We start from the raw sequence: 14,786 nt of genomic DNA on the forward strand, positions 1-14,786 counted from the left end.
AGTCCTGGGCGGCCGGCCGTCTGTCCGTGCGTCAGCCGACGGTGGCCGCCGCGATGTCCGGGTTGTCGCTGAACAGCCCGTCCATGCCGGCGTCGACGAACACCCGGATCTCCCCGGCCAGGTCACCGACGGCGTTCGGGTCGGCGCTGCTGCGGAACTCCGCGGGCAGGAACTGGTTCTCGCGCCGGAACGTCCACCCGTGCACCTCGAGGCCGGCCCGGTGGGCGTCCCGGATCACCGACGAGGGCGTGCCGAGCGTCCCGTCGGCGTCCCGCGGGATCATCACGTCCTTGCACAGGCCCACGCCGTCGGCGTACCGCGAGATCTCGCGCAGACCCTGACGCGTCACCAGGTCCTTGTACGTCCGCGGGTCACCAGCCGCGACGAGGTCGTACGGCGCCCCGGAGCAGTCGACCAGCTGCGCCAGGTCGACCTTCGTGTGCCGGTCGAGCTCGCGCAGGTTGCTCGTCTCGAAGCTCTGGATGATCACCGGCGAGCGCCGGTCGTCCAGCCCGTTCGCGGCGAGCTGGGCGAGCAGGGGCTCCTCCAGCGACAGGCCGATCGAGTCGAAGTACGTCGGGTGCTTGGTCTCCGGGTACACCCCGACGGGCTTCCCGTCGCAGGTCACCGAGTGGCGGGCCAGGTCGAGCACCTCGTCGAGGGTCGGCACCTCGTAGAGCCCGTCGAAGGCGGTGTTCGCCGGCCGCACGGCGGGCAGCCGCTCCTTGGCGCGCAGCGTCTTGAGCTCGGCCAGCGTGAAGTCCTCCGTGAACCAGCCGGTGACCGTGCGCCCGTCGATGACCTTGGTGGCGCGGCGGTCGGCGAACTCGGCGCGGTCCGCGACGTTCGTCGTCCCCCCGATCTCGTTCTCGTGCCGGGCGACCAGCACACCGTCCTTGGTCGGGACGAGGTCGGGCTCGATGTAGTCGGCGCACTGCAGGATCGCCGTCTCGTAGGCGGCCAGGGTGTGCTCCGGCCGGTAGCCGCTGGCGCCGCGGTGCCCGACGACCGTCACGTCACCCGCACGGGGAGCCCGCTGACGGCGCAGGTCGACGAGGACCATCTCCGTGTCGTCCGGGGTGCCCGCGACGCGCGCCGCGTTGCCGGGGTAGTTGTTGTCGTTGGCCAGGAGCAGCCGGCCGTCGCGCAGCTGCACGACCGTCTCGAACGACTGCACCGGCAGGGCGAACGGGTCGTCGGTGCCGTAGCCGTCGCCCGCACCCAGGCGGTCCGGGTTGGCGATCTTCAGGGCGTCGACCACCAGGGTCTTGCGCACGTAGCCGTCCGCGTCGACCGAGGAGAGGTCGATCCGGTACACGCGCTTCATCACCGACGCGGCGCCCTGGAAGTCGTCCCGCTCGATGACCAGCAGCTCGCGCTTGCCGGTGAGGAACGCGTCGCCGATCACGTTGGCGTCCTGGTGCGTCTGGTAGGCCCACGTCCGCCCGGTGTAGGCGCCGGTGGCCGTGTCGAACTCGTAGATCGTCCGGCGGCGCTGGTCGGGGTCGTCGACGAACGCGCCCTCGGTGATCGGGTAGAGGAACCGCCCGTCGCGGGACCCCGCCATGGCCTCGAACCCGCGGCTCGCCCGCACGTTGGCGGTCTCGCCCGGCTGCAGGAACGGGTTCTGCGGAGACTTCCCGCCGACGAACGGTACGGGGGGCGCCAGCAGCGTCCCGGTCGCGTCGACGTGCAGCAGGAAGGGACCGAACTCCTCACCGATCCAGAAGCTGCCGTCCGGCGCGCGCACCACCGACTCGACGTCGAAGTCGGCGCCGGTCAGCAGGCGGTCCGGGGTGGACTCGTTGACGATCGGGAAGCCGGCCCTGCGGTCGGGGTCACGCAGGGAGAGGAACTCCCCCACCTCGATCGCGCCGCCCTGCCAGTCGGGCGTCACCCTGTACAGCCGCAGGAGGAAGTCGGCGGAGTTCGCCTTGGTGCCGAAGCCGTTGTCGGGCAGGGCCCAGAACGTGCCGTCCCCGGCGTCGACCATGCCGGAGAAGCCCGGGATCACCTGCCCGGGGAACGGACCCTGCCGCCCGTTCGCCGGGGTGGCCAGCGCCCCCGACGGCGGCCCGGGCGCGAGGAAGTCGGCGGAGAGCGTCGCGCGGCCCGCGAGCGTGGGCTGCAGGATGTGCTGCCGGTCGGGCCCGCCGCCACCCCGGTCACCCGCCGTCGCGGGGGTGGGAGCGAGCAGCGCGACGGTCACGGTCGCCGCGAGGACAGAGAGTGCTGCGGTGCGTCTCATGCACTCCAGGGAACTCCTGCGCGGCGACGCACGCCAGACGTCCGGGACACGTCCGGGTGACCAGCCTGTGAACCTCGGGAGGCCGTACCGTGCGAACCATGCGACTCGGGGTGCTGGACGTCGGATCGAACACCGTCCACCTGCTCGTCGTCGACGCCCACCGCGGCGGACCGCCGGTCGCGCAGTCCTCGCACCGCTCCGTCCTGCGCCTCATGCGCTATCTCACGCCCACGGGCGCCATCAGCGACGAGGGCGTCGACGCCATCGTCACCGCGGTCGCGGACGCCCGGACCGCCGCGGACGCCGCCGGGATCGACGAGCTGCTCCCGTTCGCGACGTCCGCGGTGCGCGAGGCGGCGAACGGTCCGGAGGTCCTGGCCCTCGTCGAGTCGGCCACCGGCGTGCGCCTGCAGGTCCTCACCGGGGACGACGAGGCACGCCTGACCTTCCTCGCCGTCCGCCGCTGGTTCGGGTGGTCCGCCGGGGAGATCCTGCTCGTGGACATCGGTGGGGGCTCGCTGGAGCTCGCCGCGGGCGGCAGCGAGTACCCCGACGTGGCCGTCTCCCTCCCGCTGGGTGCCGGGCGCTCGACGGTGACCTTCCTGCCCGACGACCCGCCGACCGCCGAGCAGGTCGCCGCGCTCCGGCAGCATGCGCGCGAGCAGCTGCGGGAGGCCCGGACGCGGTTCACCGACCGTCCCGACCCTGCCCACGTGGTGGGGTCGTCCAAGACGATCCGCTCGCTCGCGCGGCTGGCGGGGTCGCGTGCGGACGGCGTCGGCCCGCAGGACCGCCGGCTGCTGCGGCGCACCGAGCTGGAGGACTGGGTGCCGCGGCTCGCGCGCATCCCCGCCGACGCGCGCCCCGCCCTGCCCGGCATCACGGCCGACCGGACGTTCCAGATCGTGGCGGGTGGCATCGTCCTGGCCGAGACGATGCGCGCCTTCGGGATCGCGGAGCTCGAGGTGTCCCCGTGGGCGCTGCGGGAGGGCCTGATCGTGCGGTACCTCGACGCCCTGACCTGAGACCGGTCCGTCGCCCGGCGCAAGGGCGGCGGACCCGAGGACACATACCCGTCGAGGCCGGTCGCACCCGCGGCCCGCCGCTGCGAGGGAGCCCGCCATGACCCGACGTCGCTCTGCCACCGCCCTGCTGGCTTCCGGCGCGCTCCTGGCGCTGAGCGCCTGCGCGACCGGCCCGACCGGGCCCGCCGGTCCCCCTGCGGTTCATCGGGGCGAGGTGCGCTCGGTCGAGCTCGGGCAGCTCACCGCGCGGGACGTCGCCGCGGCGCAGACCGCGTTCGGGCTCGACCTCCTGCACGCCGTCTGCGCGCAGAGACCGCAGGAGAACCTCGTGCTCTCCCCGACCTCGGCCGCCGAGGCGCTGGGGATGCTCTACCCGTCCGCCGGCGGCGGGACGGCCGCCCGGATCGCGGAGCTGCTGCACCTGCCGGCGTGGTCTCCCGACCTGACCGCCGCCGTCCAGCAGCACACGCGGGCGCTCGCCGGCCTGGCTGCGCCGGACGGGACCGACCTGACCGCCGAGGACGCGCCCGACTCGCTGCGCGTGAGCAACCGGCTCTGGGCGTACACCCACGCCGACCCGACGCCGCAGTACCTGGACGCCATCGCGACCGGGTACGACGCGAGCGTCGAGACCCTGGACTTCGCCGACGACCCGGTCGGCTCGACCGACCGCATCAACGCGCAGATCAGCGAGGACACGGCGGGGCTGATCCCGACGCTGCTCGACGAGCCGCTGCCCGGCGACACGTACGCGGTGCTGACGAACGCGCTGCACCTCGACGCCACGTGGAGCAGCCCGTTCGTCTTCACGGAGCGGGCGCCCTTCGCGACCCCGGACGGCGACCGCGACGTCGACCTGATGCACGGCGCGGACGGCACCGCACGGTCCGCGGACGGCTGGGTGGCCGCCGAGCTGCCGTACCGGGACGGGACGATGCAGGCCGTCGCGGTGCTGCCGCCGCAGGGCGAGGACCCGTGCGGTCTGACGGGCGGGACGCTCGACACCCTCGCCGGCGCCGAGGGCGAGGCGGCCGAGGTGGCGCTGCCCCGCCTGCACCTCGAGCAGAGCCACGACCTGCTGGAGACCCTGATGACTCTCGGCCTGCCGGTGACCGGAGACTTCCGAGGCCTGGGCACCGGGAACCTCGAGATCACCAAGGTCGTGCAGAAGACCTCGTTGCGGGTCGACGAGCAGGGCACGGAGGCGGCCGCCGCCACGGCGGTCGTGTCAGAGATGGTGTCCGCCCCATGGCCGCCGCCCGTGCAGGTCGTCCTCGACCGGCCGTTCCTGCTGCTCCTGACCGACTCGGCGACCGGCTCGCCGCTGTTCACCGCGGTGATCCACGACCCGGCGCCGTGACGTCCGCCCGAGCCGGTGTCGGAGGCGCTTCGTAGGGTCGTCGGCATGAAGATCGTCGTCAGCACCCCCACCGGGAACGTCGGCTCGCTGCTCGCCCCGATCCTCGTCCGGGCGGGCGTCCGCCCGACGCTCCTGGCCCGGGACACCACCCGCGTCGCGCCGGCGCTGCGCGAGGTCTGCGACGTCGTGGAGGCCGACCAGCGGGACCCCGAGGCCGTCGCCGCGGCCACCCGCGACGCCGACGCGCTGTACTGGGTGGCCCCTCCCACCCAGGACGACGACCCCCTGGACGGCTACCGGCGCACGGGCGAGTCGGTGGCCCACGCCGTGCGCACCCACCGCATCCCGCGGGTGGTCTTCCAGAGCAGCGTGGGCGCCGAGGGCCGGCACGGGTTCGGGGAGATCGACGGGCTGGGCCTGACCGAGGAGCTGCTGAACGGCACCGGCGCCGACGTCACGCACCTGCGCAACGGGTACTTCTTCAGCAACCTGCTGATGGACCTGGACGGCATCCGCGCCGGGGTGCTGACCACCACGCACCCCGTCGACCGCCCGCTGGCGTGGGTCGCCCCGCTCGACATCGCGACGGTCGCCGCCACGCGGCTGCTCGCGACCGACTGGCACGGCGTGCAGACCCTCGGCGTGCACGGCCCGCAGGACCTGTCGTTCGCGCAGGTCGCCGACATCCTGACCGACGCCCTCGGGAGGAAGGTCGCCGCACAGCAGGTCAGCGAGCAGGACCAGGCGCAGGCGCTCGCCGGGTTCGGCATGACGCCGGCGCAGGTCGACGCGATCCTCGGCATGACCCGCGGGTTCGACGACGGGTTCGAGCCCGAGGACCCGCGCAGCATCGCGACGACGACCCCCACGACCCTGGGCGCGTGGGCCTTCGAGAACCTCCGACCGGCGCTGTGACGGACCGCCCGTCCACCGTCAGCACTGTCGGCCCTGTCGGTGAGAATGCCGCTATGTCTCAGGATCTCGGCGCCGTCGCCTGGCCCGTCCGCACCGCCCGCCTGTCGCTGCGCCCCGCGACCCCCGACGACGCCGACGCCGTCTGGCGGGTCCGCCGTCGGCCGGGCGTCGACGAGTGGCTGAGCCACACGGTCGGCGAGCGGGACCCCTACGTCGTCCGGTTCCGCGACCCGGCCCGCCTCGCCGTCACACTGGTGATCGAGAAGGACGGCGAGGTCATCGGCGACCTGATGCTCCAGGTCGAGGACTCCTGGGCCCAGGACGAGCTCGAGCGACCCCGCCAGGCCACCTTGGGCTGGGTGCTGAACCCCGAGCACGGCGGTCACGGCTACGCCACGGAGGCCGTCGCGGAGCTGGTCCGGATCTGCTTCGACGACCTCGGCCTGCGCCGCGTGCGGGCGGTCTGCTTCACCGAGAACGAGCCGTCCTGGCGCCTGATGGAGCGGCTGGGCATGCGGCGCGAGGAGCACAGCGTCGGCGACGCGCTGCACCGGTCGCGGGGCTGGCTCGACGGCTACACGTACGCCCTGCTCGCCGACGAGTGGCGCGCGCGGCAGCGTCCCGCCTAGACGAGGGCACCGTCGCTGGGCCGATCGGGTGACGATCGCCGCCGCACGGTTCCTTCCGCCCTTCACCGCTGTGACGGCGGCCACATCTGCTCAGGAACCGTTCCTACACTGCGCCGGTGTCCCGCTCCCGTGCCTGGCCGTCCCTCGTGGCCGCCGTCGTCGTCCTCGCGCTCGGTGCCCTCGTCGCCGTGGGCGTCGGCCAGGCGCTCGGGCTCAGCCACGAGCCCGCCGACACGCCGCCGGCCGCGGTGTCGGCGGTCGACCTCGACCCGATGGTGCCTGCGCCCGCGATCGCCACGATCGACGTCCCCGCGGGCGAGCAGCCGGCGCTCGCGGCCGCGGCCGTCGCCGACGCCGTGACCTCCCGCGGTCTGCCCGCGCCGTCGGTCGGCACCGGCACCGGTCCGGCCGACCTCACGGTCAGCCTGGTCCCCGCGTTCGCCGGGTCCGACGAGGCGTACCGCCTGCGCACGCAGGACCGGCTCGTCCTGGAGGCGTCAGGGCCGGCCGGGGCGGCCGCGGGTCTCTACGCGCTGGCCGACCGCATCCGCTCCGGCGCCGCCCTGCCGGCGGACGGCGTGATCGTCGAACCGCGCCTCGGCCTGCGGCTGGTCGACTCGGGCTCGGTGGGCCGCGAGGCCGACCCCGCCGCGTTCGCCGCCGGCACCGACTACTCGCTCAACACCGACGTCGTCGCCGGCGCGGTGCTGCCGTCGGCGCCGTGGGTGGACCAGGCGGTCGTCGAGGAGATCGACGCGCAGTTCCGCCAGCTGGTCCAGCACGCCCTGCGGCAGGGGTACAACGGCGTGGTCGTGCCCGGGTTCCTGGAGTACGTGACGTTCCGCGGCGTCGGCGACGGGCACGAGGTCTACCCCGAGGGCGACCCGCACGTGGCCCGGGCGGAGGCGATGGTCGACGCGTTCGGCCCGGTCTTCGGGTACGCGCAGGAGCTGGGGATGCAGGTCTACCTGCTGACCGACATGCTCGCCGTCTCGCCGCCGCTGGAGGCGTACCTGGAGCGGACGGTCGGCGGGCTGGACGTCGACGACCCCGCGCTGTGGTCGGTGTACCAGGCGGGGCTGGCCGAGCTGTTCGAGAGCATGCCGTTCGTCGACGGGCTCACGGTCCGCGTCGGCGAGGGCGGCGCGGTCTACCAGGCCGGCTGGGACTACTCCTCGAAGCTCGCGGTCACGTCGCAGAGCTCGGTGCAGGCGATGCTGCGCGCGCTGCTGGAGACCGCGGGCGCGCACGACCGCGAGATCATCTTCCGCACGTGGACCGTGGGCGTCGGGGCCGTCGGAGACCTGCACACCAACCCGCAGTCCTACGAGGCCGTGCTGGGCGGGATCGACGACCCGCACCTGATCGTGTCGACCAAGTACACGATGGGCGACTTCTACAGCCACCTGCCGCTGAACCCGACGCTGGAGGTCGGCTCGCACCGGCGCATCGTCGAGTTCCAGGCCCGCCGGGAGTTCGAGGGCTTCGGCGCGCTGCCCAACGACCTGGTGGCCGACGAGGCGCAGGCGCTGCGGCAGTTCCTCGCGGCGAACCCGCACGTCGAGGGCGTGTGGAGCTGGACGCAGGACGGGGGTCCGCTACGGGCAGGCCCGATGTCGCTGTACCTGCGCACGGGGTTCTGGCAGCTGTACGACGTGAACACCTACGGGACCGCGCGGCTCGCGTGGGACCCGGACCTGGAGCCGTCGCAGGTGACCGGCGACTGGGTGCGGCAGACGCTGTCGCCGGACCCGGCGACGGCCACCGCGATCACGGAGGCGCTCGCCCGGTCCCGCGAGGCGATCACCCGCGGGCTGTACATCCAGCCGTTCGCCGAGCAGTCCGTGAAGGCGCTCGGCCTCGAGCCGCCGCCGATGATGTGGATCTTCGAGTGGGACATCGTCACGGGCGACTCCGCCGCGCTCGACAGCATCTACGCGGTCAGCCGCGACGACCTGGACGCCGCCATCGCGGACGGCACCGGGGCCGCCGAGGTCGCGGCGGCGATGCACGGGCAGGTCGCCGCCACGTCCGCCGACGACTGGCACTCCCCCGCGCTGCACGCCTCGTTCGTCGACGCGCTGGCCTACGAGACGGACCTGCTGGGCACGCTCGCGGCCTACCGCGCGACGGTCCTGCGGCACGCGCAGTGGCTCGACACCGGCAGCCTGACCGCGCACGACCGGTGGCGGGCGGCCGAGGAGGAGTACCACGCGGCACGCACGCAGCACGTGGCCCGGTACGCGGGCGACCTCGACCTGCCGGCGTACAGCTTCACCGCCGCCGACCTGGGCAGCGACCGCGCCGACCGCGACCCCGCGATGGCGTGGCTCGCGCGGCTCCTGCTCGTCGCGGTCGCGGTCGTCCTGGTGCTCGGGCTGACGTCCGCCCGCGTCCCCGGTGCGGCGGCCCTGAGGGCGCTGGCGCTCGCAGCCACCCGGCCGTGGCGGCTCGGCGAGGTCCCGGCGCCGACCAACCGCACCGACCGGGTGCTCGTGTGGGCGGTGCCGGCGGTCGTCCTGGTGGTGAGCCGCTGCGTGCTGACATGGTTCGCGGCACCCGCGCACCTCGTCGCCACGCTCGGCGCCTGGCTCGTGCTCGCCGCGGTGCTGCGCTGGGTGGTCCGTGGGCGGGATCCGTTCCACCTGTGGGCGGCGCTGGGCGGGGTCGTGCTGCTGCGGACGGTCATCCTGCTGGTCGCTCTCGTCGTCCGTGGCCCGGGGCGCTACTGGTTCGGCTTCTGGACCGACCCGGGCGCTCGCACCGTCTACGTGACGGTGGCGTTCGCGGCGTTCTGCTGGCTGTTCGTCGTCGTCGCGCTGGTGCTCCGGCGCGCCTACGGCCTCGGGACGACCCGCTCGCTGGGCGCGACCCTCGCAGCCGGCGGGGTCGCGCTCGCGGTCGTGGCCGGCGGGGTCGCGGCCATCGGGCTCGAGCGGGCGCTGACGGTCTGGAACGACCAGATGGCTCTGCTGCCGTGGGGGCTCTCGCGGATCCTGGGGATCACCGTGCACCTCGGCATCCCGCCGTCGTCGGCAGGCGTCCTGGCGGTCGTCGGGCTCGTCGGCGCGGCCGTGGGCGTGGCGCTCGCGCTGCTCGGGCGGCGCCGGCTCCCGACCTGACCGTCCGGGCGACCGCTTGTAGGGTCGGCGAGGAGCGGCACGGGCGGACGGAGGGCCTGGGTGCACGGCGTCGAGGTCTTCCTGCTGGTCGCGGGCGCGGTCGCGGTCACCGCGGTGTGCCGGCGACGCGGCTGGCCCGCACCGCTGGTGCTCGTGGCCGCGGCGATCGTCGTCTCGTTCGTGCCCGCCATCCCGCGCTTCGAGCTGGAGCCCGAGGTCCTGCTCGACTTCGTGCTCCCCCCGCTGCTGTACTCCGCAGCGCTGTCGAGCTCCTACCGCGACTTCCGGACCTCGCTGAGCTCCATCACCCGCCTCGGGGTGGGACTGGTGCTGGTCAGCGCGCTCGCCGTCGCGCTGGTGTTCTGGTGGATGGAGCCCACGGTGCCGTTCCTGGCGGCGCTCGTGCTGGGCGCCGTCGTCGCGCCGCCGGACGCCGTCGCCGCGGCGGCCGTCGGCAAGCGGCTGGGTCTGCCCCGCCGCGTCATGACGCTGCTGTCCGGCGAGAGCCTCATCAACGACGCCACCTCCCTCACGCTCTACAAGGTGGCCCTCGCCGGTGTCGCCACGGGCGCGTGGGCCCTCGCCGACGGGCTGACGACGTTCGCGCTGGCCGTGGGTGCCGGCGTGGCGGTCGGGCTCGGCATCGCCGTCGTCGTGCACCTGGTCCGGCTCCGGCTCGACGACCCCGTGGTCGCCTCCGCAATCGGTCTGCTCACCCCGTTCGCGGCGTACTGGTCCGCCGAGGCGCTGGCCGGATCGGGGGTGCTGGCCGTCGTCGCCGCGGGCCTGTACCTGGGCCACACCTCCCCGCGGGCGGGCTACGCGACGCGGCTCTACGAGGAGCCCATCTGGTCCACGGTCGACCTGCTGCTCGAGGCGTTCACGTTCGCGCTCATCGGCATGCAGCTTCCCTGGGTGGTGCGGGACGTCATCGCGTCCGACCAGGGTCTCGGGCACGGGATCGCGGTGTCGCTCGTCGTCCTCCTGGCCGCGATCCTCGTGCGGCCCGCGTACATCCTGGTGACCGCGCGGTTCGACCACCTGCGCCTGCGCGGGAGCCATCGCCCGCCCGGCGACTCGTTGACGCTGCGCGAGTCCGCCGTGGTCTCGTGGGCGGGCATGCGCGGGGTGGTGACGCTCGCCGCGGCGGCGTCGATCCCCCTGACCAGCGCGGGTGAGCCGTTCCCGGAGCGCGCGACCATCCAGCTCGCCGCCTACACGGTCGCGATCGGCACGCTGCTCCTGCAGGGGCTGACGCTGCCCTGGGTCATCCGACGCCTGGGCGTCGGCTCGGCCGACGACACCACGCGCGACGCGCAGCAGGAGGCGGCCGTCCGGGTGGCGACGGCCGACGCCGTGCAGGAGGTGCTCGAGCGCCAGCGTGACGACTGGAGCAGAGAGCTCGGTCGGGAGCGCGCCGACGAGCTCATCGACCGGCTGTCGACCGTGTGGCGGGCCCGCGCGACCGCCGCCGCGGTCATGCTGGACCCGGGCTCGGCGGACGAGCTCGTGCCCGCGATGCCCGACGTGCCGGAGGAAGCCACCGGTCTGCCCGGTGTCATGCGCCAGGTCACCCACTCGGGCGTCCCCTCCGCCGAGGAGGGGCTGCGCACCCAGCGGCTCCGGCGACAGATCGTCGCCGCCCAGCGCGAGGTGCTCATGGAACGCCGGGACACCGGCGAGCTCGACGAGGCCGTCATGCGCCGGATGCTGCGGGAGCTGGACCTGGAGGACGAGAGCCTCTCGTCGTCGTGGGTCACGCGCGTGCAGCGCAGGTGAGGGACGTTCGGCCCATCCGCCGCACCCCCTCGCGTCCGTAGCGTCGGGATCAGCGGGTCGACGGCGGGCCCGACAGCCTCGACCGGGAGATGGACGATGACCTCCAGCACGACCGACAGCCCGACGGACACCACGATCGACGGCGCGATCGACCAGCTCGTGGCGCAGGCCACGAAGGCGCTGGACGAGTACGCGCGGTTCACCCAGGACGACGTGGACCACCTGGTGAAGAAGGCCTCCGTCGCCGCGCTGGACAAGCACGGCGAGCTGGCGCTGCTGGCGGTGCGCGAGACCGGCCGGGGCGTGTTCGAGGACAAGGCCGTGAAGAACATCTTCGCGTGCGAGCACGTGACCAACTCCATGGCTGCGCTCAAGACCGTCGGGGTCGTCTCCCGCGACGACCTCACCGGCATCACCGAGATCGCCGAGCCCGTCGGCGTCGTCTGCGGCGTCACCCCCGTGACCAACCCGACCTCCACGACGATCTTCAAGTCGCTCATCGCGCTCAAGACCCGCAACCCGATCGTGTTCGCCTTCCACCCGAGCGCGCAGGAGTCCTCCGTCGCCGCCGCCCGCGTGGTGCGGGACGCGGCCGTGGCGGCCGGGGCTCCCGAGCACTGCATCCAGTGGGTCGAGACGCCGTCGATCGGCGCGACCACGGCGCTCATGAACCACCCCGGCGTCGCGCTCATCCTGGCCACCGGCGGCAACGCGATGGTCCGCGCCGCGTACTCGTGCGGCAAGCCGGCCCTCGGCGTGGGTGCGGGCAACGTCCCCGCCTACATCGAGAAGACCGCGAAGCTGCAGCGGGCCGTCAACGACGTCGTCCTGTCCAAGGCGTTCGACAACGGCATGGTGTGCGCGTCCGAGCAGGCCGTGATCCTCGACGACGCCGTGTACGACGCGGCGCTCGCGGAGTTCGCCGTGCTGCACGCCTACCGGGCGGACGCCACGGAGAAGGCGCAGCTCGAGTCGCTCATCTTCGGGGTCCAGGCCGACGGCACGAGCTGCGGCGAGGCCCGGCTGAACGCGGCGGTGGTCGGTCAGACCCCCCAGTGGATCGCGCAGCAGGCGGGCTTCTCGGTCCCCGACGACACCTCGATCATCCTGGTGGAGGTCAGCGGGGTCGGCCCGCAGGAGCCCCTGACCCGCGAGAAGCTCGCGCCCGTGCTGGCCGTCCTGCGCGCGGAGTCCACGGAGCACGGCATCCGGCTGGCCGAGCAGATGGTCGAGTTCGACGGCCTCGGCCACTCCGCCGCGATCCACACGCAGGACGACGCGCTGACCGAGGAGTTCGGCAGCCGCGTCAAGGCGGTCCGGATCATCGCGAACGCGCCGTCGTCGCTGGGCGGCATCGGCGACATCTACAACGCGTTCATCCCGTCGCTCACGCTCGGCTGCGGGTCGTACGGCCACAACTCCGTGTCCAACAACGTCTCGGCGGTGAACCTGGTGAACATCAAGCGGATCGGCCGCCGGAACAACAACCTGCAGTGGTTCAAGGTGCCGGCCAAGACCTACTTCGAGCCGAACGCCATCCGCTACCTGGCGGACATGCCCGACGTCGAGCGCGTGACCATCGTGACCGACGCGACCATGACGACCCTCGGCTTCGTCGACCGGATCATCGACGTCCTGAACCGCCGGTCGAGCAAGGTCGCGCTGCAGATCATCGACCAGGTCGAGCCGGAGCCGTCCGTGCGGACCGTGCAGGCGGGCGCCGCGCAGATGCGTCACTTCCGGCCCGACACGATCATCGCGCTCGGCGGCGGGTCCCCGATGGACGCCGCCAAGGTCATGTGGCTCCTCTACGAGCACCCCGAGATCCACTTCTCCGACCTCAAGCAGAAGTTCTTCGACGTGCGCAAGCGCGCGTTCAAGTTCCCGGTGCTGGGCGAGCTGGCGCAGCTCGTGTGCATCCCCACGACCTCGGGGACCGGTGCCGAGGTGACGCCGTTCGCGGTGATCAGCGACCCGGAGGCCGGCAAGAAGTACCCGCTCGCCGACTACGCGCTGACGCCGTCGGTCGCCATCATCGACCCGGTGCTCACCGCGAAGATGCCGCCCTCGCTGGCCGCCGACTCCGGCTTCGACGCCCTCACGCACGCCACCGAGGCGTACGTCAGCGTCTACGCCAACGACTTCACCGACGGCATGGCGATGCAGGCCGTGCGCCTCATCTTCGAGAACCTCGCCACGTCGGTGAACGGCGACCCCGATGACCCGGCCACGCAGGACGCCCGCGAGACCATGCACAACGCCGGGACGATCGCCGGGATGGCGTTCGGCAACGCGTTCCTCGGCATCGTGCACGCCATGGCCCACGTCGTCGGTTCCACGTACCACCTGGTGCACGGCCGCACGAACGCGACGCTGCTGCCGCACGTCATCCGCTACAACGGCACGGTCCCCACCAAGCTGACCAGCTGGCCCAAGTACGAGCACTACGTGGCGCCCGAGCGGTTCCAGCAGCTCGCCGCGATGCTCGGGCTCCCCGCGTCCACCCCGGCCGAGGGCGTCGAGTCGTACGCGCTGGCCGTGGAGTCGCTGCGGGCCCGGGTCGGGATCCCCGCGTCGTTCCACGCGCAGGGCGTCGACGAGCACGAGTTCCTCGCCCGCCTCGACGAGGTCGCGATGGGCGCCTACGAGGACCAGTGCGCCCCCGCCAACCCGCGGATGCCGATGATCGAGGACATGAAGGACCTGCTGACCGCGGCCTACTACGGCACGTCCGTGGGCGAGGTCCGCACGCGCAAGGTTGCCGCTCTCGCTGAGTAGCGGTCCGACCCGACGCCCCGCCGGTGCCCTCCCGCCGACGGGGCGTCGGCGCGTCCTCGGTGGGCGCGTCGCGGCGTCCCCGGGCAGACTGTGGGGCCACCCCGCACCCCCGACGACCCCCGGAGGACTCCATGCCCGCCCCGACGAGCCCGAACCGCCCGCGCCTCGCCCGAGCCGGCGCCCCCGTCGTCGCCGCCCTGCTGGCCCTCGGCCTCGCCGCCTGCTCGGACGCGGACATCGACAACGCCGCGCAGCAGGCCAAGGACGCGGCCGGCGAGGCACGCAGCGCGATCGACGACCTCAAGGCGCAGGTCGACGACGCCAAGGCCGAGGCCGACGCCGCCCAGCAGAAGATCGAGGACGTCAAGGCGCAGCTCGGCTCGCTCGACGAGTCCGCCAAGGCGCAGGCCGACCAGGCCGTCACCGACGCGCAGACCGCCGTCTCCAGCGCGCAGACGGCGCTCGAGCAGGCCGAGGCCGAGGGTGCCGCCGCGTCGCAGCAGGCGCTGGCCGACGCCGAGGCCCAGGTGGCTGACGCGAAGGCCGAGCTCGACGCGGCCAAGGCGAACGCCGCGGGTGAGGCGGCGGCCTCCCTCGACCAGCTCGCCCAGCAGCTGACCACGCTCGGCGACAAGCTCGAGAGCGCAGCCGCCGGCTGATCCGCCCGCGGACGGCACGGATCGTCGTCCGGTTGTGCCCGGACGACGATCCGTTGCGTGGTGATCGGGTGAATTCCGCACACGTCGGCGCGGGATGTTGTACCTGAGGCGTCCCGTGCCGATCTTCAAGACATGGCCGAACGACAGGCGCAGCGGGTTCTGCGGCGACACCACGTGGAGTGGTGGATCGTCGGAGCCTGGTCGTCCCTCGCACTGGTCGTGGTCGCGGGTCTGAGCGCCGCGGCCGGACTGGTGGTCTGAGCGCACCTGC

Annotated in this window: 10 protein-coding genes; 9 read left to right on the top strand and 1 reads right to left on the bottom strand. The window is 73.4% G+C overall.

Features of this window, described 5'->3' with window-relative positions; translation table 11 throughout:
• Nucleotides 1–31: 31 nt before the first annotated feature.
• A complete protein-coding gene (locus CXY01_RS15700) occupies nucleotides 32–2,248 on the bottom strand; it encodes an esterase-like activity of phytase family protein (protein WP_146928888.1) in 2,217 nt (738 codons plus the stop codon).
• Nucleotides 2,249–2,346: 98 nt separating this feature from the next.
• On the opposite strand from CXY01_RS15700, the gene CXY01_RS15705 reads away from it, so the two are divergent.
• From CXY01_RS15705 to CXY01_RS15745, 9 genes are all read left to right on the top strand, one after another.
• On the top strand, nucleotides 2,347–3,273 hold the full coding sequence (locus CXY01_RS15705; protein ID WP_146928891.1) for a Ppx/GppA phosphatase family protein: 927 nt from the start codon (nucleotides 2,347–2,349) through the stop codon (nucleotides 3,271–3,273).
• Between the two features lie 97 nt (nucleotides 3,274–3,370).
• On the top strand, nucleotides 3,371–4,633 hold the full coding sequence (locus CXY01_RS15710; protein ID WP_146928895.1) for a serpin family protein: 1,263 nt from the start codon (nucleotides 3,371–3,373) through the stop codon (nucleotides 4,631–4,633).
• A gap of 45 nt (nucleotides 4,634–4,678) precedes the next feature.
• Nucleotides 4,679–5,548 carry an NAD(P)H-binding protein gene (locus tag CXY01_RS15715; protein WP_146928898.1) on the top strand — a complete coding sequence of 290 codons (870 nt, stop codon included), beginning with the start codon at nucleotides 4,679–4,681 and terminating at the stop codon, nucleotides 5,546–5,548.
• A 53-nt stretch (nucleotides 5,549–5,601) separates the two neighbouring features.
• Nucleotides 5,602–6,177 carry a GNAT family N-acetyltransferase gene (locus CXY01_RS15720; RefSeq protein WP_146928901.1) on the top strand — a complete coding sequence of 192 codons (576 nt, stop codon included), beginning with the start codon at nucleotides 5,602–5,604 and terminating at the stop codon, nucleotides 6,175–6,177.
• A gap of 116 nt (nucleotides 6,178–6,293) precedes the next feature.
• Nucleotides 6,294–9,299: a hypothetical protein gene (locus tag CXY01_RS15725; RefSeq protein WP_222594567.1), complete on the top strand. Its 3,006-nt coding sequence runs from the start codon at nucleotides 6,294–6,296 to the stop codon at nucleotides 9,297–9,299.
• A 60-nt stretch (nucleotides 9,300–9,359) separates the two neighbouring features.
• The gene (locus CXY01_RS15730) at nucleotides 9,360–11,078 is read left to right on the top strand and encodes a cation:proton antiporter (RefSeq protein ID WP_146928907.1); all 1,719 of its coding nucleotides are present in this window, start codon (nucleotides 9,360–9,362) and stop codon (nucleotides 11,076–11,078) included.
• A gap of 96 nt (nucleotides 11,079–11,174) precedes the next feature.
• Nucleotides 11,175–13,856 (top strand): bifunctional acetaldehyde-CoA/alcohol dehydrogenase, encoded by a 2,682-nt coding sequence (adhE, locus tag CXY01_RS15735; RefSeq protein ID WP_186813431.1) that lies wholly within the window; start codon nucleotides 11,175–11,177, stop codon nucleotides 13,854–13,856.
• 131 nt (nucleotides 13,857–13,987) lie between these two features.
• Nucleotides 13,988–14,515 carry a hypothetical protein gene (locus CXY01_RS15740; RefSeq protein ID WP_146928910.1) on the top strand — a complete coding sequence of 176 codons (528 nt, stop codon included), beginning with the start codon at nucleotides 13,988–13,990 and terminating at the stop codon, nucleotides 14,513–14,515.
• A 132-nt stretch (nucleotides 14,516–14,647) separates the two neighbouring features.
• Complete coding sequence (locus tag CXY01_RS15745) at nucleotides 14,648–14,776, top strand: molybdopterin oxidoreductase (protein WP_146928913.1); 129 nt, start codon at nucleotides 14,648–14,650, stop codon at nucleotides 14,774–14,776.
• The last annotated feature ends 10 nt before the right edge of the window (nucleotides 14,777–14,786 follow it).

Origin of the sequence: Cellulomonas xylanilytica (assembly GCF_007989805.1) — a bacterium.
Classification (GTDB): domain Bacteria; phylum Actinomycetota; class Actinomycetes; order Actinomycetales; family Cellulomonadaceae; genus Cellulomonas; species Cellulomonas xylanilytica.